This window comes from Pedobacter sp. SYSU D00535 (genome assembly GCF_017355855.1).
In the GTDB taxonomy this organism is placed as follows: domain Bacteria; phylum Bacteroidota; class Bacteroidia; order Sphingobacteriales; family Sphingobacteriaceae; genus Desertivirga.
In genome coordinates, this window is record NZ_JAFEWD010000005.1 from 145,707 (window position 1) to 169,144 (window position 23,438).

Here is a 23,438-nt window from a genome sequence, read left to right on the forward strand (position 1 = left end):
ATTGGATGCCCTCCTTTTTTGTGTCCAATATTAACCGGTTAAGCTTATCGAAGTATGAAGTGGAAGTTACCCTCTGTTAGTGCAATCCAATACGCTCATACGCTCTCTCATTTTAGTAAACTTTTAACGTTCCCGTTCCTGGTGCTATTAGTGATGCTGACTCAGACAGCCACTGCGCAAATAGATCAGATACGGTTCAAAAGCCTTTCCTTCAAAGAAGGTCTGTCTCAAAGTTTGGTGCAGTGTGTTCTCAGGGATAGCAAGGGCTTTATGTGGATTGGGACCCGTAATGGACTAAACAGATACGACGGGTATAAGATGGTGGTGTATAAGAATATCGCAGGCGATGGGAGCAGCTTGAGTCATAACACCGTAAATGATATTGTTGAAGATGCAAACGGGGACATGTGGGTCGCAACCAGTGGTGGTTTAAATAAGTATGACCGGGTAAAGAACTGTTTCAAACGATACGATGCCGCGGGGGAATCGCTAATTATAAGTGATCTGATGCTGGATAGCCGGAAGCAACTGTGGCTTGCTACCATCAATTCCGGACTTCTCCGTTATAATCCTGCAAAGAGGAATTTTACGGGTTATTTCCCCGACAAAAGCGACAAAAATTCCTGGCAGATCAATAAGGTCTTCGAACTCGACGATCATACCATTTGGGTAACAGTTCGACAGGCGCTTAATAGTTTAAATATAAAGACGGCAACGTTTTCGCCAATCCTGCACAATCCTAATGATCCGCAATCCATCGCGGGAGAGAAGGTTCGTGATATTTTCAGGGATTCGAAAGGAAATGTCTGGCTCAGTACCACACGTGTGGGCCTGGCCAAGTATTCTGCCAAAGAGAAAATTTTTACGAATTACGTGTACGATAAGGAGGGAAGCAACGGTCTAACGGATAACTTTATTCTTTCTATTAACGAAGATGATCGAGGGAAACTGTGGTTGGGAACAGAAAACAAGGGCCTGTGCATATTCGATCCGGTAACCTTAACTTCCAAAGCCTACGAACCTGACCCTTTCAACCCTGCTGCGCTTAATCACCACACTGTAAGGGTTGTCTACAAAGATAAGATTGGAAATATGTGGCTGGGAACCCAAGCGGGCGGTGTAAGCTTTTATAGTCCAAATGAAAGCAAGTTTGCACACATTACTCAGGTTCCTTTCAAAAATTACCTCAGCAGCAAGTTTGTGGTTTCAATAGCGGAGGATGACAACAAGAGAATCTGGATAGGGACGGATGGAGGAGGGATTAATATTTACGATCCAAAGACAGGCCTTTTTTCTTATCTAAAGTCTGATAGTACTGCGGCAGGTGCCATTGCTTCTGACTTTGTAGCTGCCGTGGCCAATGCAGGAAATGGCTTGATGGTGGCGGGCTACATTAAGGACAGTGGTCTGGATTTTTTGAACGCTCGTGGAAAGGTTTCGAAACATTATTCGACGGATTCTAATGGGGGCAATGATTCTTCCAAAGTGACAGGAAAGGTTATTTCTTGTATTATGAAAGATAGACAGGGGTATGTTTGGATCGGGAGCAGAGGCAGCGGCCTAAATAGATTCGATCCCCGGTCCGGGAAGTTCACCAAGTTTAAGAGCGGAACCAAAAGGCAAAATCCAATTAGTAATAATGTAATATTCGCTCTCTGTGAAGACCGGGAGCAAAATGTGTGGGTAGGAACCGAAGACGGTCTTGACCTTTACAGCCCTAAGCTGGATGGCTTCATACAATTCAAGCATAGCGCTAGTAATCCGCGAAGCATCAGTAATAATGTCATCAACAGTATCTATGAGGATAGCCGGGGTAATTTGTGGGTAGGCACTTCGGGAGGTTTAAACCTTATGGACCGGAAGAGCAAAACATTCAGGATTTGGACGGAACAGCAGGGCCTACCTGATAATACAATCAAAGCTATCCTGGAAGATAGGCAGGGGAATCTCTGGCTAAGTACCAACAAGGGGCTGGTATGCTTTAAAGTCAAACAAAATACTTTCAAAGTATACACCACCGCCGATGGTCTTCAAGCCGAAGAGTTTAATGCAGGGGCAGCTCACAGAAGTGCGGACGGGACCATGTATTTCGGTGGGATTAACGGAATCAATATTTTTCACCCGGAAAAATTAAAATCGAATACTGTTCCGCCAGCGGTTGTTTTAACAGACTTTCAACTTTTCAATAAATCAGTTGCCGTTGGCGAGGATAGCTCTCCTCTGGAGGCCCATATTGCTGAAGCAAAGGAGGTAAGACTATCCTATGATCAGTCCATGTTCAGTTTTGAGTTCGCCGCCTTAAACTATTCCAGTCCGGAGAAAAACCAATATGCCTACAAGCTAGACGGTTTCGATAAAGATTGGAACGACGTAGGCACCAAGCGTTTTGCTACTTATACAAATATTCCTCCCGGCGAATATGTTTTCCAGGTAAAGGCTGCTAATAATGACGGCGTCTGGACCGGAAACAGTGCATCAGTGAAAGTAATTATCACTCCTCCATTCTGGATGACCTGGTGGTTTGCACTTCTGGCGGTTACAGCTGTGGTGGGTGGAGCCTGTTCTTATTATCTATTTAGAGTAAGAGCATTAAAGCGTCAACAAGCTTATCTTGAAAGGGAGGTTCACGAACGCACGCTGGAGATTGCTAATCAGGCAGAACACCTCCAGAATATGAACGAGGAGTTGCAGGTTCAGTCCGAGGAATTGCTGGTGCAGACTGAAGAAGCGACTAAAGCCCGTGAGGAGGCTGAAAAGGCGAATCAGGCTAAAAGTACTTTTTTGGCTACAATGAGTCACGAGATCAGAACGCCGATGAATGGCGTCCTGGGAATGGCGTCTTTGCTGTGCGAAACGAAGCTCGATGCTGAGCAAAGGGAGTACGCGGAGACCATTAAGAACAGCGGCGATGCGCTTTTAAGTGTGATCAATGATATTCTCGATTTCTCTAAAATTGAATCAGGTAGCTTAGAGCTTGATCCTCATGACTTTGATCTGCGCCATACAATAGAGGAAGTACTCGATCTGTTTGCAGGAAAAGTAGCCGAGACAGGCATAGATCTGGTGAGTTATATTGATCCCCGAATTCCGACGCACATTGTAGGAGACGGCACCAGGCTTCGACAGGTGCTTATTAACCTTGTGGGGAATGCCATCAAGTTTACTGCGAAAGGGGAGGTGTTCCTGGGCGTTACATTTAAAAATGATTTTGGTAGCGACCAGGCAGTTATTGAGTTTGAAGTAAGAGATACCGGTATCGGAATTCCAGAGGAAAAGATATCGAGATTATTCAAAGCCTTTTCACAAGTTGATTCGTCGACTACCCGCCGTTTTGGTGGAACCGGACTAGGACTGGTCATAAGCGAACGTTTAGTGCAACTGATGGGCGGGAGAATATCCGTGGCAAGTGCACAAGGCAAAGGCACCACCTTTTCTTTTGATATCCTGGTTGGGAAAAGTGGCCTGGTAGAGCCCGCTACAGATGATTATCTGTTTATCAATAGCTCTACCAAGCGTATTTTGGTAGTAGACGATAATGGAACAAACCTGCGTATCTTAAAAATACAATTGGAGCAATGGTTATTCAAGGTAGAAACGGCAGCAAGCGGTAAAGAAGCACTGGAAAGATTATCTTCCGGCGCAGAATTTGACTTAATAATTTCGGACATGCAGATGCCTGAAATGGACGGAGTCGAGTTTAGTCGTAAGCTTAAGGCAGAACACGGCAACTTGCCAATAGTGCTTTTGAGTTCTGTCGGTGATGAAAGTCGGCGGAAATACCCGGATCTATTTGCCGCAATTCTTACCAAACCTGTAAAACAGCATCAATTGGCCCGGGTAATTAAACAATGCCTGCATGCCGTCGAAAGGGCTGCGGTAGTAGAGCCGACACGCGTGAATGTCCTTCAAGAGAACTTCGCCTCTTCCAACCCCTTGAATATTCTTATTGCGGAAGACAATCTGATCAATCAGAAATTGATTATCCGTGTGCTAAATAAATTGGGGTATGAGCCGGAGCTAGCCGTAAATGGACGAGAAGCAGTGGATGCTCTCAAGCAGAAGACATTTGATTTAGTTTTGATGGATGTTCAAATGCCGGAAATGGATGGCCTTGAGGCTACAAGGGTGATCAGGAAGGATTTGGAGCTGCAGCCCACTATTGTTGCTATGACAGCTAATGCCATGGTGGAAGACAAGGAAGCTTGTTTTGCGGCTGGAATGGACGAATATATTTCCAAACCGATTAAGATGGAGGAGCTTCTGAAAGTTTTGGAAGCGGTGTCCCACAAGAATAGTGTAAAGAGAGCCGGTTAAACAATCCCAAGGATTTGAACCACTCCCCTCCCAGGAGTGGTTTTTTATTATTGTTCTTACTAAACCTTCATGCCGGTATCCATTCCAACTTACACACACACACACACACACACATGAAAAAGCTCTTGTTGACATTATTGGTTGTGGCATCTGGGATCCTGGCAACTAATGCTCAATCATCCCGCACCTATCGGGATGAAAGAGGCGAATACCACTACGAAACGCGCGAGCGTCGGGTTTGGATACCGGAACAACGAGTTGGAGGAATTCTGGGGGTAGGAAGTCGGACTATTCCGGGACACTATGAAATGCGGAATGAACAGGTAAAGGTTTACCATGACGACCGTAATCGGCACGATCAGGATTATCGATTCAGGCAACAAGGCTCGGAGGGAAAGCATCCTCATGGAATGCCGCCCGGACAACGGAAGAAGCTGAATAACGGAAATTCTTCATGGACTGATACGCGAGGCGGTAGGTACGAGCAGGATCGTTACCTAAGTGATCATTACCAGAATGATTACAAAAAATTGAATGGGAAAGTTGAAAAGGGTAATAATGGGAAGGGGAAGAAGGGTAAAAATTAAATCCTTTGGGTACTGATTCCAAATAAAAAAAGCTCCTCTGGAGCTTTTTTTATTTCATAGAATTTAAACTTCTTCTAGTTTTTCGCCTGTAACGGTTTCTTTGATTCGAGCTTCAAGCTCGTCCATAAGATCTGGGTTGTCGAGAATCAGTTGCTTAACGGCATCGCGTCCCTGTCCTAATTTGGTATCGCCATAGCTAAACCAGGAGCCGGATTTGCGGATGATTTCAAAATCAACTCCCAGGTCAATGATTTCACCTGCCTTAGAAATTCCTTCACCGAACATGATATCAAACTCAGCAACACGGAAAGGAGGGGCCACCTTGTTTTTAACAATCTTCACTTTTACCCTGTTTCCTGATACTTCATCAGAATCTTTAATCTGAGAGATCCGACGAACGTCTAAACGTACAGATGCATAGAATTTCAAGGCATTACCACCAGTTGTTGTCTCCGGATTACCGAACATAACACCGATCTTATCACGCAACTGGTTGATAAAGATACAGCAGCATCCTGTTTTCGAGATCGTACCTGTAAGCTTACGTAAGGCCTGCGACATCAAACGCGCCTGCAAGCCCATTTTGGAGTCGCCCATTTCACCTTCAATCTCACCCTTAGGTACCAAAGCGGCAACAGAGTCAATTACAATAATATCGATAGCTCCTGAACGAATAAGGTTGTCTGCGATTTCCAGTGCCTGTTCTCCGTTATCTGGTTGGGATATTAAAAGGTTTTCAATATCAACGCCCAGTTTTTTAGCATAAAATTTATCAAATGCGTGTTCTGCATCAATGAATGCTGCAATACCGCCTTTTTTCTGCGCTTCAGCAATTGCATGAATGGCAAGAGTCGTTTTACCGGAAGATTCAGGTCCGTAAATCTCAATAACCCGTCCTTTTGGTAATCCACCTATTCCCAATGCGATGTCTAAACCGATAGAGCCGGTAGAAATAGCATCAATAGGCTCAACGGCTGCGTCTCCCAGCTTCATCACCGTGCCTTTACCGTAGGATTTCTCCAGTTTATCAAGAGTAAGCTGTAAAGCTTTTAGTTTGTCTGCGTTGCTCATTATTTTAGTTAAACTATTGCGAAGATATACAATAAATAGAAAAATGCTAAAAATTTTATCAAAATATTTTAGCGGAATTTCAACAATAAAATTATTCTTTTACTTCGAACTTTTTTAGGACTGTTGAAAGTTTTTTAGCTTGTTGACGCTGCTTTAATTCCTTTGCCTTTTTTCGCTCTAGGGACTCTGCTTTTCGCAGCGCGGTAGCGGTTTGTTGTTGGGAGAAGAACTTGCAAAAATGCGTGATTGGGCAACTATCACACTTTGGACTTCGGGCTACACAAATGTATCGGCCATGTAGGATAAGCCAGTGATGGGAGTGACGTATCGTTTCTTCCGGCAGGTATTTCACTAATTGTTTTTCTACCGCCAGCGGCGTTGTTGCGTTGTTTGTTAGCCCCAGCCGGTTGGCCACGCGGAATACATGAGTATCAACGGCGAGGGCCGGTGCTTCAAATACAATAGAGGTGATGACATTTGCTGTTTTTCTTCCAACACCGGGGAGCTTTTGCAGGTCCTCCATAGAAGAGGGGACCTCTCCATTAAATTCCTCAACCAGTATTTTGGCCATACCTGCCAGGTGTTTTGCTTTATTGTTGGGATAACTTACCGAGCGGATATATTGAAAAATTTCTTCCACGCTCCCTGCTGCAAGGGCGAAAGCATCTGGAAAACGTTCGAAAAGTTTCGGAGTAATCTGGTTGATCCGCTTATCCGTGCATTGCGCGGATAAGATCACCGCCACCAGGAGTTCGTATGGGTTTGTATAGTTAAGCTCCGTTTTTGCATCGGGGCTATTTTTTGAAAAATAGTCTACGAAAGCGTGGAAGCGCTCTTTTTTTAGCATGGGAAATTAAAAATTATCAAGAAGATGACGCCTTCTGTTACCGGCAGTCATTAAGCTTCCCAAAATAAACGAAAATCGAGCGCTATTTATATGTGATCACCCGATTTTGTTCTCCAATTAACGGAGTCCTATAGATTATTTTAACGGGTAGTCCATCGCTGTTGTACTCGTAGCTAATGTCCCTGATTACCTCAATGTTTGTTTGTCCGTTAATGAAAGTAGTCATTTTGAGGCGAACGGGGTTATGCCGCGAAACAATGAAGCTACTGAGCTTATTCGGGATAACTCCAGTGTTCTTATAAAGATAATAGAAGGGGTTGGGTTTATTGTCGTACGATATTTCGATTTCGGTTTTATTTGTGATTAGAGGAGGAAACGGAAGGCTGGTGCCTGCAGACGAATATTCGATTATTTTCGTCAAGTCACCACTCGTGTTGTATAGGAAGTGTTTTTTTACCGAGCGTTGGTTGGGAGCATAGCTGAAAGAAGCTATAGAATCTAATCGCTTGTCGGTGTAGGAGTAGTGATCAGCAGGGATGCCTGTCAGAAGCGAGGTCGTTATAGTACCAGGGACTGGTTCACCAGACTGAGATGATTCTTTCCGATAGGATTTGATAAATAGGGTGTCTATTATTCGTCCAGTCACTTTATCATTTGCCCAGATATAAGAACTTTTCTCGAGTTTCTCATTAAAAATATAAGTGGAGGATTGATTAGCAGGATCGAATCGAATAGCCAGGCTGTCTTTTTGATGGCTCCTGGATCCGGCAATTCTGCCCGCGCCCGTATAGAAAAAAATCTCATTTCCAATGGACACCAGTTTGTCCCCCTCGTAATTAAAATCTCCAATTCCGGAGATAGATGCAATTTTTACCCGGGAAAAATCAGTCTGCGTATCGCGGTCTTTTGAGCAAGAGGCGAAAATGACGGCAAAAAGGGGAATAAGGATTTTAAGTTTTTTCAAGACTTTTATTTTCGTTTAAGTTTAAAGCGAAAATAAAAAATTTTAAAAACAGAAGAAATGAGTCTGTTAGATGTGAATTTTAAGAGTTTCTTTTTTGTACCACCTGTGTAGGCTAAACCCGGGTGCAGTGGATACCGGCCGGCGGTTAAGGCCTGCAGGCGTATGAACGGAACACGGGACGACAGTTTTTTATTGCAGCCAGCTCGTTTTCTAAAAAATTACTCTGAAAGTCTTTTGGAATAGGTGAGGATGCGCTCGATGGTTAAGGGATGCGGCTGTCGGATTTCTTTGTTCAGCTCTTCCTGAATGGATGAATAAAAAGCTTCGTCATCTTCAGAAAGTTTGCAGGATGGTTCATCTATAGAATTTTCCAGAAAAATCTGGCTAAGGTCGTGAGTAGAAAGTTGAAACATAAGCAACGCCGTTTAAATCGTTAATAAATATATGAAATAAACGGCGTTGCTTTTGAAATTATTTTATTCCCCCGAACTTTTTTTAGAAAGTTCTTTGCAGTTTCAGACTGTGCTCTTTTGAATCCATCATCTTACGCAAGTTGTTTAATGCGTAACGCATGCGGCCAAGGGCGGTGTTAATACTTACGTTGGTGATATCTGCAATCTCTTTAAAGCTCATATCGCCGTAGTGTCGCATAATCAGTACTTCTTTCTGTTCTGAAGGCAGTAATTGGATCATTGCCTTGAGATCTTTGTGTGTTTGATCGCGCACCATTTTTTCTTCAATACTTTCGTCGTAGAAACCAAGTACATCAAAGATGTCGAAACCGTCGCCGTTGGTGATAACCGGAGTACGTTTATCCTTCCGGAAGTGGTCAATAACCAGGTTGTGCCCGATACGAAGTACCCATGGTAAAAACTTACCTTCTTCGTTGTACTTACCTGCCTTTAATGTGTTGATTACCTTTATAAAAGTATCTTGGAAAATATCTTCAGCTAAGTGCTCGTCTTTAACCAGCATATAGATTGAAGTGTAAATTTTAGATTTGTGTCTGCGGATCAGTTCCTCTATCGCGGACTCGTTACCTGCAATGTACAGGTGCACCAACTCCTGATCGTTTTTCTCTTTATATAACATAGGACTCCCTCTTTTTAAATTTCCCCTTAAAAAAAATAGTAAAATTTGTTAAGTAGAGTTTCTTCCTATAAGCTATCCCCTCGTTTAATAATGTGTATGTTGTGTGTGTTACTGTATATCAAATTTAATTATATAATATTAAATGTGCAAACATTTATTTGAAAATCTTTACGTTATTGATGGTATTTTTGCCGTTCATTAACATATAAACATTTGACTGCTTTTTGCTATTAATGTTTAACGAAGAAAGAAAATAGTTTACTACGGATTTCATGAGTATAGAAGACAAAGATCCCAAACGAAATATACTAATCAAAGGCGCACGTGTCCACAATCTAAAAAACATTGATGTTGCTATCCCGAAAAATAAGCTGGTGGTCATCACTGGTATGTCAGGCTCGGGTAAGTCGTCGTTGGCCTTCGATACGCTATATGCAGAGGGGCAGCGGAGATACGTGGAGAGTCTTTCTTCTTATGCACGGCAATTCATGGGCCGCATGAACAAGCCGGATGTAGACTACATCAAGGGAATCGCGCCGGCTATAGCTATTGAGCAAAAAGTTATTACGAGCAATCCGCGTTCAACGGTGGGGACCTCTACCGAGATTTACGATTACCTGAAGTTGCTTTTTTCCAGAATAGGGAGAACGTTTTCGCCTGTATCGGGTAGGGAGGTGAAGAAGGATAACGTCACCGACGTAGTCAATTTTGTAGTGTCGTTGCCAGAGGATACGAGTGTCACGATTTTTTGTCCCTTACACCCGCATAACAACCGGGCGATCAAGGAAGAACTCGCAGTTCTTTTGCAAAAAGGTCTCCAGCGGGTTTATTATAAAGGTTCCCTTTCGCGGATCGAAGATCTGCTGGAGGATAGCGAGCTCAAAAATGAGAAGCTGGCCGATCCGGACACAGTTCGAATTGTGATCGACAGGATCAGCGTGAACCAGGAAGAAGAGACATTGAGCCGTATTGCAGATTCAGCCCAGACAGCCTTTTTCGAAGGCAAGGGTGATTGTTTTGTGGAAGAAAACGGCAACACGCACTTCTTCTGCGATCGCTTCGAGTTGGACGATATCCGGTTCGAGGAACCCAGTCCGAATTTTTTTAGCTTCAACAATCCCTACGGCGCGTGCCGTCGGTGTGAAGGCTATGGAAAGGTAATTGGGATAGATGAGGACCTGGTGGTTCCGGATAAAAGCAAGTCGGTGTACGACGGAGCTATTGCTCCCTGGCGGGGTGAAAAAATGCGGGAGTGGCTCGACGAGCTGTTGAAGAGTGCCCTCAAATTCGACTTTCCGGTTCACCGTTCGTACAATCAGTTAACAGAGAAGCAACGGGAATTGCTCTGGACAGGTAACAAGTATTTCAGGGGACTCGACGCCTTTTTTAAGCACCTGGAGGAACAAACCTATAAGATTCAGTACAGGGTTATGTTGTCACGTTACCGGGGCAAGACTACCTGTCCCGACTGTAAAGGCAGCCGTTTAAGAAAGGACGCCTCTTATGTTAAAATCGCAGGAAAATCAATTACTGATATAGTATTGATGCCGCTAGACCATGGGCTGGAGTTTTTTCAGTCGCTCGAACTTTCTGCTAACGAGTCAAAAATTGCTAAACGTTTATTAACCGAAATAACGAACAGGATTAAGTTTTTGAACGACGTAGGCCTCAGCTACCTTACACTGAACCGCTTGTCGAACACTTTGTCAGGAGGTGAATCTCAACGTATTAATCTGGCTACTTCACTCGGGAGCTCTTTGGTGGGATCTGTTTACGTGCTCGACGAGCCCAGCATCGGTTTGCACCCTCGTGATACTCACCGATTAATAGGTGTTTTAAAATCCTTACGGGATGTAGGTAATACCGTGTTGGTGGTGGAGCACGAGGAAGAGGTGATGAAGTCAGCCGACCATTTGATTGATATTGGCCCGGCCGCGGGGACACATGGTGGTAACTTGATGTTTGAAGGTGATTACCAACAGATAATAAAGGATGAGGCCAGCCTTACCGGAAAGTATCTGAGTGGGAAAGAGCGGATCGAGATCCCGGCAAGCAGAAGAAAGTGGAACGACTTTGTGGAAGTAAAGGGAGCCAGAGAAAATAATCTGAAGAATATTGATGTGAAGTTCCCGCTGAACGTGTTCACTTGTGTAACCGGCGTTTCGGGTTCAGGGAAGACATCGCTGGTGAAAAGAATATTGCAGCCCGCCATTCAGAAAGCAATCGGCAACTATTCGGGAGAGCAAACAGGTGCTTATGATGAGTTAGTTGGCGATTATGATAAGATCCAGCAGGTAGAGCTGGTAGATCAAAATCCGATCGGGCGCTCTTCACGGTCTAATCCCGTCACCTATGTGAAAGCCTGGGACGAGATTCGCAACCTGTATGCCGCTCAGGCATCTGCGAAAGCAGCCGGATTAAAACCTGCAGCTTTCTCTTTCAACGTGGAAGGAGGGCGATGCGACGTATGCCAGGGCGAAGGCGAGGTGAAGATCGAGATGCAATTTATGGCCGACATCTTCCTGCCTTGCGAAGCCTGTGCTGGTAGGCGTTTTAAACAGCATGTGCTGGATGTGACCTACAAAGAAAAGAGCGTATCGGAAGTTCTTGATCTTACCATTGATGAAGCGCTGGATTTCTTCAAAGAGGAGCCTAAGATTTTAGGCAAAATTCAACCGCTAGCAGATGTAGGGCTGGGATATGTGCACCTTGGACAATCTTCCAATACCCTTTCAGGTGGTGAGGCTCAACGAATAAAGCTGGCGTCGTTCCTGATAAAAGGAAATAACAGCAGCAAAACGCTGTTCGTTTTTGACGAACCAACTACAGGGCTGCATTTTCACGACATCAAGAAATTGCTTAAATCTTTCAATGCTTTACTCGATCAGGGAAATACAATCATCGTCATTGAACACAATATGGATGTAATAAAGTGTGCCGACTGGGTCATTGATATTGGTCCTGAAGGAGGTGACAGAGGAGGGGAGCTGGTGTTCGAAGGTGTACCGGAAGATTTAGTGAAGCAGAAGAAATCCTACACGGGTAAATTCCTTAAAGATCATCTGAAGTAGTCAAAAAAGTAGCCTATCAATACTATATACTTTATATTTTTGTAGCTTTGAAGTCTGGATAGAGCTTGCATGAATATAAAGGAAGAACAAGAGCCTGTACGGGTGGTGGCTGTGATTGCTGAAAAACCGAAAACAACGGTCAAAGTAAAATGGGTGCTGTCTTTAGTTTCCCTGCTTATACTGGTGTTAGCCATCGACTTACTGTGGAATAACGTTCCGGAGTTCAAAGAATATTTTGACGAGATACCCCTTTCTTTTTATTATTTCCTCGCTGCCGGATTCGTTTTTGCGATGATTGACGGTGCTATTGGCATGTCTTATGGAGTTACCTCGACAGCCTTTAGTTTATCCATGGGAGTACCTCCTGCTTCTGCCAGCACTGCTGTCCACCTCTCCGAGATCCTGAGTAACGGTATCGCCGGAGTGATGCATTACAAAATGGGAAATGTAAACCGAAAACTATTCTGGCTGCTGGTGATTCCCGGCATCATAGGTTCGGTGACGGGCGCCTATCTTTTATCTTCTCTGGAGCATTATAGTAATTATACAAAACCGGTAGTCTCCCTATATACGCTGATCCTAGGCATTGTTATTCTCCGGAAGGCTTTTCAGATTGTGCGGAGGAAAAAGGTAGTTGCAGAAAAAATCAAAAATATAAGGGGATTGGGATTGTTTGGGGGCTTTGTAGACGCCGTAGGCGGTGGCGGCTGGGGTTCCATCGTTTTATCGACACTTATTGCCGGGGGACGGCATGCACGGTTTTCGCTCGGAGCAGTGAAAGCTTCCCGTTTTTTTGTGGCTTTTATGAGTTCACTGACTTTTATTACGATGCTGGATTACCTTCGCTGGGACGCAGTTGCAGGCCTGGTTATCGGAAGCGCAGTAGCGTCACCAATAGCCGCAAAAGTGGCGAATCGTATTTCAGCAAAATCAATTATGGTAGCAGTAGGAATCATCGTAATTCTGGCCAGTTCCCGAAATATCATCAAGTTTTTAATGAGTTTCTTATAATGTTTGCCTCGTTGTGGCGAACCCTTTTTGACATAGAACTTACGCTAATGTTCCGTAAGTTTGGCAGATAATGAAAGAGCAATCAAGACTTATACGAAATCAGACTGAACGCACCCACAACCGTGAGCATTCAGTTCCATTATACCTTACTTCCAGCTTCATTTTTGACGATGCGGAGCAGGGACGCGCTATTTTTGCGGATGAACAGGAAGGGAACATCTACTCCCGCTATTCCAACCCAAATACTACCGAGTTTATTAATAAGGTTTGCGATCTGGAAGGCGCAGAAGCCGGACTAGCTTTCTCATCAGGTATGGCCGCCATATTTGCATCATTAGCCGGCCTGCTTAAGAGTGGAGATCATATCATTGCGTGCCGTTCTGTTTTTGGCTCTACCCACCAATTGCTCAATCAGTTGTTCCCTCGTTGGGGAATTACCCATACTTACGTTGATGCAGCAGATCCCGATGGTTGGGAAGCAGCGATTCGACCTGAGACAAAAATGATCTTTCTTGAGACGCCCTCTAACCCTGGCCTTGAGCTGGTAGACCTCGAGTGGTTGGGTAGTCTCAAGAAAAAGTATCCCCATATCCTTATCAATATCGATAATTGCTTCGCAACGCCTTATTTGCAAAAGCCGCTGCAATACGGTATCGACCTGGTGGTACATTCAGCAACAAAATACATGGACGGGCAGGGACGTGTTCTGGGAGGCGTAGTTGCCGGAAAGGCTGAAATCATAAAGGAGCTGATGTTCTTTATCCGCCATACAGGTCCTGCAATGTCGGCTTTTAATGCCTGGCTGCTATCCAAAAGCCTAGAAACGCTCACGCTTCGCATGGACAGGCATTGCAATAATGCCCTGAAGCTTGCGCAGATGCTGGAGGAACATCCGGAGGTGGAAGTGGTAAGATACCCGCATCTGCCTTCACACCCGCAGTACGAGTTAGCTAAGAAGCAGATGAAGCAGGGAGGTGGGATTGTTACCTTCATTATCAAGGGAGGTTTTGATCGCGCTAAGCGATTTATAGATGCCTTGCAGATGATTCTTTTCACGTCCAACCTGGGCGATTCTCGTTCAATTGCTACGCACCCGGCTTCCACCACCCATTCGAAGCTAAGTGAAGAGGAAAGAGGTTTGATCGGAATTCAGCCCGGTTCAATTCGGATTTCAGTCGGACTGGAGGATGCAGAAGATATTATTGAAGATGTTAGACAGGCTTTAGAAAACTCGAAATAATGAAAATAGAATTAAAAAGAGTTAATGATGCGGTGCACTTTGAAGCATCAGGCATGGGCGATGTAAAGGTGCAAATTGACGGATCTCCGGAAATCGGAGGACAAGGGTTGGGAGTTCGCCCGATGGAGCTGGTGCTGATGGCACTTGGTTCTTGCAGTTCCCTGGATTTAATCTCTATCTTGAAAAAGCAACGCCAGGAAATTACAGGTTTCGATGTAACAGTGGATGGGCAGCGGGCAGACGTGGTGCCAGCAGTGTTTACCAAGGTCCATATGACTTTTGATATCAGTGGTAATGTCGATCAGACTAAAGCTGAGAAAGCTGCGGAGCTGGCGGTTAAGAAATACTGTTCAGTTCATGATATGCTGGCAGCAGCAGGGGTTGAAGTAACTTACGAGGTCAACATAAAGAGTTAACTATTCAGAGTGCAGGTGGTAGTACTACCTGCGCTTTTAAGGCTTTCCTGCCACCTCCCGTTCCGCTTCTTTCTCCTCCGATTTCTTTTTGAGGAATTCCAGGTTCCAGATCCTTTCTGCTTTTCTTCCAATCAGCCAAAATGAAATAGCTAATATGCCGAAGAAAATTGCTTTGTCGGTGATGTCCCAGAAGTATTCAAAGTAGCGGGTGTAAATGTTGATCAGGAGGAACGTAATCCCAAATTCTCTTGCAACAGAGTCCTTTTTCTTCAGTCCGTAAAGCATAAAGCCCAGAGACACCAGGGCTGAAATGATCCCATAGTAGAAAATCTGCGTTTGCTTAATCTGCAGCCAATCTTCCAGGTTTCCGAAATTTCCGAATATCGAAAGCAGCCAAAGCGATACAAACAGGTAGAACAGGCCGATAACGTAGGTGAGGGTAGAGAACTGAGCGAGTCGCGGTTTTGTTCCGAGAAAACGGCCAATTAAAGCAATGAAGGCTCCAAAAAAGACGAAACGTAATGGATAGTTCATCCGCAGAAAGTAATCGCCCCATTTCGTTTGATACCCGGTCTCGGTACCGAACCAACTACCCAGTGATATCAGCGCAAAGGCCCAGATTAGCTGCGAGTTGAACTTGTAGGCCAAGCTTCCGTAGACAAAAACCGACAGTAAGAACAAAATTGAAAAATGGCCCGACCCATTATCAAGCGCCTTGCCAAGAAATGCGATGCTGCTAGCCGTGAAAAGGACACCGATAAAAATCGTCGCTTCATTGCTAAACAGCCTTTCCGGATTCGTCTGCTTTCTTTTTTGTCCCAGGTAGTAGAACCAGCCGGCAAGGCCCGCACAAATTATGCTGATTAAAATATCCGGCGTGTCGGAAAGCTTCTCGAGCAGTCGAAGCACTTCATCGTCTATAACCAGGGAAGCAAAGGCAATTAAGCCACAAGCAAGGGCAATCCAAAAAGAATACTGAGCTAAGCGTCGCCAGTCGAACTGTTTGATATCATACGAATCAAGAAGTTGCTGTGCTTTGGGTTCGTCGACCAGTCCCTCCTTTTTCCAGTGCGAAATAATTTGATTCAGGAACTCGGCTTCCTGCTTATCCAGATTAAGTTTACCCACGGCTTAAATGTCAACGCCCAAGTTACACTTTTTATCTAAGTAAGTCCAGTACGGCTTCTTTATCCAGCTGTATTTGGTGCTTAAGTTCGTCGATGGAGTCGAAACGTTTGTCCTCTCGAATGAAGTGATAGAAATACACTTTCAGGTATTGTCGGTAGATTTCCTGATCGAAATTGAAGATATTAACCTCAATGTTTCGCGTCATGCCGCTGATGGTAGGTCGTGTTCCGATATAAGCCATAGCGTCCAAAAGATCAGATTTAGATCCCGGTGTTTTCGGGTCTATCACTTCTACTTTTACCGCGTAGATGCCATCGGCAGGAATGAGCTTGTAGGTCTCTTCAATCAATAAGTTCGCGGTAGGAAAGCCCATCTGACGACCCAGACGATCACCTTTGATCACTTTTCCTGTCAGGTAGAATGGGTAGCCAAGGAAGTCGGCCGCCGTTTGCACATCGCCCTTCGACAGGGCATTCCGGATCTGAGTTGAACTTACGGCTACTTCATGGATGTCTTGCTCGGGAATTTCCTCCACCTCAAAACCGTACTCTGCAGCGTACTTTTGTAAATGGCTCAGATCGCCCTGGCGGTCCTTCCCGAACCGGTGATCGTAACCTATAATGATCCTTTTAGTGCCTATTTTTTCTACCAGCACCTGCTGGATGTACGTTTCTGCTGACAAGTTGGAAAAGTCGCGGGTGAAGGGTGTGATGATAAGGTGGTCCACGCGGAGTTGTTCCAGCAGTTCAGCTTTTTCAGTAATGGTGGTAAGGAGTTTTAAGCTGGCGTCCTGCGGGTTGATGATCATCCGCGGATGCGGGAAGAAGGTAAGTATCACGCTTTCTCCACCCGTTTCTGCCGCTACCTCAGTAAGACGATTGATAATTTTTTTATGGCCGAAGTGAACTCCATCAAAAGTTCCAATGGTGACTACGGCATTCTCAAGTTTTTGAAACTCGTCTATGTGATGATAAACTTTCATGTTGCCAGGGCAAACTTATTTGTGGATTATCCTTCAGAAACTTCTTTGTCTTTTTCTTTGAGGCTTCTGATGTGATTCACCAGCTCCATAACTTCAAATGCATGCTCTATCATAAAGTCGCCGCTTCTGGTTCGACACAGCTTAGAGAGGTAAGCACCCGAGTTTAACGTTTTTCCGAAGTCGAAGATGAGCGAACGGATATAAGTTCCCTTGCTGCAGACAACCCTGAAGTCAACTTCCGGCAATTCAATTCTGGTTATTTCAAACGCGGAGATGGTTACCTGCCGGCTTTTAATCTCTACAGCTTCGCCGCGGCGGGCTTTGAGGTACAAGCGTTCCCCTCCAACTTTCACCGCCGAATGTGCAGGAGGAAATTGCTCAATCTCGCCCAGGAACCTGCAGCAATTTGCTCTTATAACTTCTTCCGTCAGGTGTTCTGTGGGATAGGTCTCATCTACTTCGGTTTCCAGGTCGTAAGAAGGGGTAGTTGCACCGAGAATCATCGTGCCGGTATATTCTTTCTCCTGGGCCTGATATTCGTCTATCTTCTTCGTGAGCTTGCCCGTACAGATGATCAGGAGCCCCGTAGCCAAAGGGTCCAGCGTTCCTGCATGCCCTACTTTCAGCTTCAGGGGTTTGAATGAATTCCTAAGCTTACTCACCACATCAAAGCTTGTCCAATGGTAGGGCTTGTTAACGAGCAGTAGCTCCCCTCCAGTAAAATCAAACTCTTTAAATTTCAAATCACCCACTTCTATCAGTATAAAATAAATAGACAGCCTTACATCACTTCCAGGCTATGTCCGGAAAAAATAAAGGCAAGAAGAATAAGTCCTACAATAATCCTGTACCAGCCAAAGATCTGGAATCCCTTTTTCTGCAGGAAAGTTATAAAAGAGCGAATCGCAAGAAGCGCTACAATAAAAGCTACTACATTTCCAATTATCAGGACCTGTATGTCGTCTCCTGAAATGCTATAACCGTCGCTATAGAAGTCGTACAGCTTTTTAGCAGTTGCCCCAAACATGGTCGGGATGGCGAGGAAGAAAGAAAATTCCGCGGCAGTGGTCCGCGTAAGCTTTTCACTCATTCCACCAATGATGGTAGAGGCAGACCGGGAAGTTCCGGGAATCATTGCTAAACATTGAAAGAGACCGATAGAGAAAGCCTTTTTGTAGGAGACACCTTCAGCGTTATCAATTTTCGCCTTATCCCCCAAAAACTTGTCAATGTAAACCAGAACAATTCCGCCTACGAGCAAAGCTATGGCAACTGTCTGCGGACTTTCCAGTAGCTCGTCCACTTTATCAGAGAAAAGAACTCCGGCAATGATAGAGGGAATAAACGCGACAAAAAGCTTAAAATAAAAGTCGAGCGTTTGAAAGAATCTTTTCCAGTAAAGGACGATGACTGAAAGAATTGCGCCCAGTTGAATGGCGACCGTAAAGAACTTCACAAACTCATTCGACTGGATCCCCATCAGGGAGGAGGCGATGATCATGTGACCAGTTGATGAAACCGGTAGAAATTCGGTAAGCCCTTCTATAATCGCCAGGATGATGGCTTCAATAATACTCATCCTTAATTAGTCCTTTTTCTTTAAGATGGCAAAAAAACCAATAGTAAATCCTAAAAGAACAACAATTGGAGCCAGTACTATTTTTCGGAAGCTGTAAATATCGGTATCGCCCATCATCAGGATAAAGCCTAGTACTACCACTGCAATGCAGATGAGCAACAAGCGGTAGTTTGATTTTCCAAATACAAACTGAACAGGTGTACGTTCTGTATCAGTTGAAGTTTTTCTTATTGCCATTATCTGTATAGGTCGTAAATTTTTAAACGTAAATATTTGCTTACCGCGAAGTAAGTGCTGAGTCCTGAAATTAAAATTCCCATTCCAATAACTCCCAGGAATACGATGATGAATTCGAACCAGCTGGTCAGGATCACCAGTTCAGGAATCTGTTGCTGAGCCAGGTACAAGGTTCCAAGGAGCAGAATAATTGCGATGAGACCGCCCAATAAACCATGAAGCACACCATAACCGATGAAGGGCGCTCTAATGAAGTTTTTGGTTGCTCCCACCAATTGCATACTCTTAATTAAAAATCGCTGCGAGTAAATTGCCAGCCGGATAGTATTATTTATGAGCGCTACGGCGATGATAAGTAAAGTAGCAGCAAAGGCCAGAATTATTAGTCCAATTACCTTGATGTTTTGATTCACCATATCGATAAGTGAGCGTTGATAAATCACCTCTTTCACCATCGGGTTTTTCGTTAGCTGATTGCTGAAAGACTGAATACTTGCGTTATTTGCATATTCTTCCTTCAGGTAGACATCGATAGAGGACAGCAATGGATTATATCCCAGGAATTCCAGAAAATCTTCACCCAAATCTTTCTGCAGATTTTTTGCCGCAATTTCTTTACTCACATACTGTGTTTTTAACACATATCCATGGTTGTTTAGCTGTTTCTGCAGTGCTAACACGTCTACCTCTTTGGTGCCATCGCTCATGATAATGTTTAATACGATGTTCTCTTTTACATACTTCGAAAGGTTTCTGGCGTGAACCAAAATCAATCCAAGCAAGCCTATCATTAACAAAACCAATGCAATGCTGATGACCGTAGAGATGTAAACGGGTTTAGTTTTTTTCGAAGAAGTGCTTCCTTCAAATTCTTCCATAGTGCCTATTTAATATGCGAAAATAAATATTTAAGCCTATAAACGTAAAAAAGACTCGATTTATGTGTGTTAATTAAAGTTAAATAAGGCCCACCAATAAAAGGGGGCGGTTTGCAGGAGAAATTCGAGCACCCCATTAAATCCTGGAAATATGAAGCCATTTTCCCATAATTAAATTCAGGACTGCCTGGGGTTCCCCCTTTGGACGTCCACCACTCGGGCCGGTAAGCAAATTACAGCATAGTATAAAAATAAAGGAGAGGCTGTTTAGCTCTCTCCTTTATTAAAGTGACTGATTTTAACCGCTCTTATTCAATCTTGATATCGTACGAGCCATTTAGGGCTGCTTTCGCATCGTTATATAAACTTACGTTAGATGTTTTACTGATAATAATCTTGCCATTTGTACGGGTAGCAGTCGCTAATTTCGACAGGTCGGCCGCTCCCAGCAGTTTATTGACCTGGAACATAATCACTCCGATGTAAGTGTTTCTTCCAACATTAATATTGGAAACGTGCGCTTTTAATGTCGCCGCATCGTTAAAGTAGAGCTCTACGGGAATTTTATTTCCGGAATTAGGAGAGGTAACTTCTGCTTTTAAGACCAGCGGATCTTTCGTGGCAGAAGGGGCAATCTCAATCTCTGCTGTTACTTCGTCGAACTTTGTTAGCCGAGGAAAGGTAATTTCAATGAAAGGACTTCCGCTGTCCAGCAGGTTCAGATTGTTCACCGGACCGCCTTCCCGTGTGTACTGAACAACACCTTCTCTTTTCATTTCACATTCAAAGCGTGCCATATCAAGCATGGCAGTAGTCCAGGTGATGTTAGGGACCGAAACCATCGGCAGGCCGGGGACAGAGTTGTCGACAGCAATTTTAAAAGACATACTTTCTGTTCCTGTTGTTTCAGATTCGTCTTTTTCGCAGCCGCTAAGGGCAAGTGAGCCAATTGCAGCAATGGCAATGAAAAATTTCAGAGGTTTTATCATGGTAGTAGAAATTTGCAATTTCCTATCGCCCCACAACACTAATCTTCATCCCCACGAGACCTGATCGATCGAGTGCCGATACGGTAAAAGGCATAATTTAATTTTGAAGGAATTGTTTTATGATTTTTCGATTTTATATGGAACGCTTTAGGAAGGGTACTAATCCGGTAGAATTTGTATTTTCGCAACCCAAGCATTCAAATTCATGGATTACCAGTTCAGAGATTTAGAGAAAAAGTGGCAGCAGTTTTGGGCCGAGAACCGAACATACAAAGTTGAAAATTCATCCGAAAAGCCTAAGTATTATGTACTAGATATGTTTCCTTATCCTTCCGGGGCAGGTTTGCATGTCGGACATCCACTAGGCTATATTGCTTCAGATATATTTGCCAGATATAAACGACTGAAAGGATTTAATGTCCTGCATCCGATGGGATACGATTCATTTGGTCTTCCCGCAGAACAATACGCCATTCAAACCGGCCAGCATCCGGCAATTACCACCGAACAGAATATCAATACCTACCGTCGTCAGCTTGATCAGATAGGATTTTCCTTTGATTGGAGCCGGGAGGTGCGCACCAGCGATCCATCTTATTATAAGTGGACGCAGTGGATCTTTATGCAACTGTTCAGCTCGTGGTATAACCTGGAAGCAGATAAGGCTGAACGGATAGAGACGCTGGTCGAAAGATTCGAAAAAACAGGAAGCGCCGGTATTAAAGCTGTATGCGATGAAGATACGTTGAATTTCACCTCCGAAGAGTGGAAGCAGATGAGCGAGCAAAAGCAACAGGAAGAGCTGTTGAAATATCGCCTGACCTATTTAAAGGAAAGCACGGTGAACTGGTGTGCTGCGCTGGGAACTGTTCTGGCAAACGATGAGGTAAAAGACGGTGTATCCGAGCGGGGTGGTTATCCTGTCGAGCAGAAAAAGATGATGCAGTGGAGTATGCGCATTACTGCTTACGCAGATCGCTTACTTCAGGGGCTAGATACGATCGACTGGCCGGAGCCTTTGAAAGAAATGCAGCGAAACTGGATCGGAAAGAGTACCGGTGCCAGTGTTAAGTTTCCTCTCGAAAAAGGCGAGGGTGAGATTGAAGTGTTTACTACCCGCGTCGATACTATTTTTGGTGTTACTTTCCTGGTTATCGCTCCTGAACACGAACTGGTGGCTTCGCTGACTACTGCCGGGCAAAAGCAGGAAATAGAATCATACATCGCTCAGACAAAAAAGAAGTCGGAGCTGGATCGTATGGCTGATGCAAAAACTGTTTCTGGTGCCTTTACGGGAAGTTATGCCTTAAATCCCTTAAACGGGCAAAAAATACCTGTCTGGATTGCGGACTACGTATTGGCAGGTTATGGTACCGGTGCGGTGATGGCCGTTCCTTCCGGCGACCAGCGCGACTGGTTATTTGCACGCCATTTCAACTTGCCGGTAATTCAGATTTTGGATGCTCAAAAAGATATAGAAGCAGAAGCAGATGCAACCAAAGAAGGGAGATATGTAAATTCTGATTTTATCGACGGCCTGACCTATCAGGAAGCTATACCAGTCCTCATTCAAAAGTTGGAGGAATTGGGAGCAGGTAAAGCAAAAATTCAATATAGAATCCGTGATGCAATCTTCGGAAGACAACGATATTGGGGCGAGCCTGTTCCGGTTTATTTCAAGGATGGCCTGCCATATTTGATTGAAGAAAGTGAGCTGCCTTTGCTCCTTCCGGAAATTGATAAGTACTTGCCAACTGAGTCTGGTGAACCGCCACTTGGCCGGGCGGAGAACTGGAAATACCAGGACGAATACGAGTATGAACTAAGCACTATGCCGGGTTGGGCGGGTTCCAGCTGGTATTGGTATCGGTATATGGCATCGCAAAGTGAGAGAGCGGAAGACGTCTTTGCGCCACAGTCGGCTATTGAGTATTGGAAAGATGTTGATCTGTATATCGGAGGATCGGAACACGCTACGGGGCACCTACTGTACAGCCGCTTCTGGAATAAGTTCCTGAAGGACCTGGGTTATGTGGTGGAGGAAGAGCCTTTTAAGAAGCTGATCAACCAGGGTATGATTCAGGGCCGTTCTAATTTCGTTTACCGGATTATCGACGAAGAGGGAAAAGGGACTAATACCTTTGTTTCCTTTGGTCTGAAGGATGAATACAAGACATCCGCGATCCACGTTGACGTAAACATTGTGGAGAATGACGTACTTGACCTGGAGAAATTCAAGAAATTCCGGCCGGAATTTGCAAATGCAGAATTCATCCTGGAGTCGGGAAAATACGTGTGCGGGGTGGAAGTAGAAAAAATGTCGAAGTCTAAGTTCAACGTAGTAAACCCCGACGACATTATTGAGCGTTACGGTGCCGATACACTGCGTTTGTACGAAATGTTCCTTGGACCTTTGGAGCAAAGTAAACCCTGGAACACGAATGGGATTGAAGGCGTATTTAAGTTTTTGCGTAAGTTTTGGAAGCTATTCCACAACGATAAGTTTGAACTGAACCTATCAGAGGAGGAGCCGACGAAGGCGGAATTGAAGTCTCTTCATAAAATAATAAGGAAAGTGGAAGATGATATCGAGCGGTTCTCTTTCAATACTTCGGTTTCCAGCTTCATGATCTGTGTTAATGAACTGACCGAGCTAAAGTGTAATAAGCGCAAGGTATTGGAGGACCTGGTGATTGTTCTTGGTCCTTACGCACCACACATTACAGAGGAGCTGTGGACTTTGTTAGGCAACCAGCCAGGAACACTTTCTTATGCCAGCTATCCGAAATTCAATCCCGACTACCTGGTAGAGGATGAGTTCGCTTATCCAATTTCTATTAACGGTAAAATGAAGATGAATCTGAGCATCTCACTTTCCCTGGAGCCCGCAGATATTGAAAGATTCGTGCTCGAGAATAGCGACGTTCAACGGTATCTGGATGGGAAGACCCCGAAAAAGGTAGTGGTAGTGAAAGGCCGAATTGTAAACATTGTAGTTTAAATCCCGAAATAAACAAACAAGAGGCGCTGAT

Annotated in this window: 19 protein-coding genes; 7 read left to right on the plus strand and 12 right to left on the minus strand. The window is 44.4% G+C overall.

The genetic code is table 11. From position 1 onward, the window contains the following. The first annotated feature begins 54 nt into the window (after positions 1-54). Together J4N23_RS12785 and J4N23_RS12790 are read left to right on the plus strand one after the other, a co-directional pair. Positions 55-4,314 (plus strand): hybrid sensor histidine kinase/response regulator, encoded by a 4,260-nt coding sequence (locus J4N23_RS12785; protein WP_207427834.1) that lies wholly within the window; start codon positions 55-57, stop codon positions 4,312-4,314. 113 nt (positions 4,315-4,427) lie between these two features. Then, entirely contained in the window at positions 4,428-4,901 is a 474-nt protein-coding gene (locus tag J4N23_RS12790; protein WP_207427835.1) for a hypothetical protein, read from the plus strand. A gap of 63 nt (positions 4,902-4,964) precedes the next feature. Here the strand turns inward: J4N23_RS12790 and recA are convergent, their stop codons facing one another. The 5 genes from recA to J4N23_RS12815 form a co-directional block, all read right to left on the minus strand. Further along, complete coding sequence (gene recA, locus J4N23_RS12795) at positions 4,965-5,972, minus strand: recombinase RecA (protein WP_207427836.1); 1,008 nt, start codon at positions 5,970-5,972, stop codon at positions 4,965-4,967. 91 nt (positions 5,973-6,063) lie between these two features. Continuing rightward, positions 6,064-6,819: an endonuclease III gene (gene nth, locus J4N23_RS12800; RefSeq protein ID WP_207427837.1), complete on the minus strand. Its 756-nt coding sequence runs from the start codon at positions 6,817-6,819 to the stop codon at positions 6,064-6,066. Between the two features lie 82 nt (positions 6,820-6,901). Beyond that, positions 6,902-7,783 (minus strand): hypothetical protein, encoded by an 882-nt coding sequence (locus J4N23_RS12805; protein ID WP_207427838.1) that lies wholly within the window; start codon positions 7,781-7,783, stop codon positions 6,902-6,904. 218 nt (positions 7,784-8,001) lie between these two features. Next, positions 8,002-8,196, minus strand: a complete 195-nt coding sequence (locus tag J4N23_RS12810; protein WP_207427839.1) for a hypothetical protein — start codon at positions 8,194-8,196, stop codon at positions 8,002-8,004. 82 nt (positions 8,197-8,278) lie between these two features. Continuing rightward, complete coding sequence (locus tag J4N23_RS12815; RefSeq protein WP_207427840.1) at positions 8,279-8,875, minus strand: RNA polymerase sigma factor; 597 nt, start codon at positions 8,873-8,875, stop codon at positions 8,279-8,281. Between the two features lie 272 nt (positions 8,876-9,147). Here J4N23_RS12815 and uvrA point away from each other — a divergent pair, with 272 nt between their 5' ends. The 4 genes from uvrA (at position 9,148) to J4N23_RS12835 (ending at position 14,613) form a co-directional block, all read left to right on the plus strand. Beyond that, positions 9,148-11,946, plus strand: a complete 2,799-nt coding sequence (uvrA, locus tag J4N23_RS12820) for an excinuclease ABC subunit UvrA (RefSeq protein ID WP_207427842.1) — start codon at positions 9,148-9,150, stop codon at positions 11,944-11,946. Positions 11,947-12,015: 69 nt separating this feature from the next. Next, positions 12,016-12,957 carry a sulfite exporter TauE/SafE family protein gene (locus J4N23_RS12825; protein WP_207427844.1) on the plus strand — a complete coding sequence of 314 codons (942 nt, stop codon included), beginning with the start codon at positions 12,016-12,018 and terminating at the stop codon, positions 12,955-12,957. 70 nt (positions 12,958-13,027) lie between these two features. After that, complete coding sequence (locus J4N23_RS12830; RefSeq protein ID WP_207427846.1) at positions 13,028-14,197, plus strand: PLP-dependent aspartate aminotransferase family protein; 1,170 nt, start codon at positions 13,028-13,030, stop codon at positions 14,195-14,197. Beyond that, on the plus strand, positions 14,197-14,613 hold the full coding sequence (locus J4N23_RS12835; protein WP_207427847.1) for an OsmC family protein: 417 nt from the start codon (positions 14,197-14,199) through the stop codon (positions 14,611-14,613). The genes J4N23_RS12830 and J4N23_RS12835 overlap by 1 nt, the downstream gene beginning before the upstream one ends. A gap of 36 nt (positions 14,614-14,649) precedes the next feature. On the opposite strand, the gene J4N23_RS12840 is transcribed toward J4N23_RS12835, so the two are convergent. From J4N23_RS12840 to J4N23_RS12870, 7 genes are all read right to left on the minus strand, one after another. Next, positions 14,650-15,741, minus strand: a complete 1,092-nt coding sequence (locus J4N23_RS12840; protein WP_207427848.1) for a DUF2157 domain-containing protein — start codon at positions 15,739-15,741, stop codon at positions 14,650-14,652. A 31-nt stretch (positions 15,742-15,772) separates the two neighbouring features. After that, complete coding sequence (locus J4N23_RS12845) at positions 15,773-16,723, minus strand: bifunctional riboflavin kinase/FAD synthetase (protein ID WP_207427849.1); 951 nt, start codon at positions 16,721-16,723, stop codon at positions 15,773-15,775. Positions 16,724-16,749: 26 nt separating this feature from the next. After that, complete coding sequence (gene truB / locus J4N23_RS12850; RefSeq protein WP_242689221.1) at positions 16,750-17,466, minus strand: tRNA pseudouridine(55) synthase TruB; 717 nt, start codon at positions 17,464-17,466, stop codon at positions 16,750-16,752. Between the two features lie 38 nt (positions 17,467-17,504). Then, complete coding sequence (locus tag J4N23_RS12855; protein WP_207427850.1) at positions 17,505-18,302, minus strand: undecaprenyl-diphosphate phosphatase; 798 nt, start codon at positions 18,300-18,302, stop codon at positions 17,505-17,507. A gap of 6 nt (positions 18,303-18,308) precedes the next feature. Then, positions 18,309-18,539: a DUF3098 domain-containing protein gene (locus J4N23_RS12860; protein WP_207427851.1), complete on the minus strand. Its 231-nt coding sequence runs from the start codon at positions 18,537-18,539 to the stop codon at positions 18,309-18,311. Further along, complete coding sequence (locus tag J4N23_RS12865; RefSeq protein WP_207427853.1) at positions 18,539-19,417, minus strand: ABC transporter permease; 879 nt, start codon at positions 19,415-19,417, stop codon at positions 18,539-18,541. Before J4N23_RS12865 ends, J4N23_RS12860 begins: the two co-directional genes overlap by 1 nt. A gap of 308 nt (positions 19,418-19,725) precedes the next feature. Continuing rightward, complete coding sequence (locus J4N23_RS12870) at positions 19,726-20,406, minus strand: hypothetical protein (protein ID WP_207427854.1); 681 nt, start codon at positions 20,404-20,406, stop codon at positions 19,726-19,728. Positions 20,407-20,611: 205 nt separating this feature from the next. On the opposite strand from J4N23_RS12870, the gene leuS reads away from it, so the two are divergent. After that, a complete protein-coding gene (gene leuS / locus J4N23_RS12875; protein ID WP_207427855.1) occupies positions 20,612-23,407 on the plus strand; it encodes a leucine--tRNA ligase in 2,796 nt (931 codons plus the stop codon). Positions 23,408-23,438: the final 31 nt, after the last annotated feature.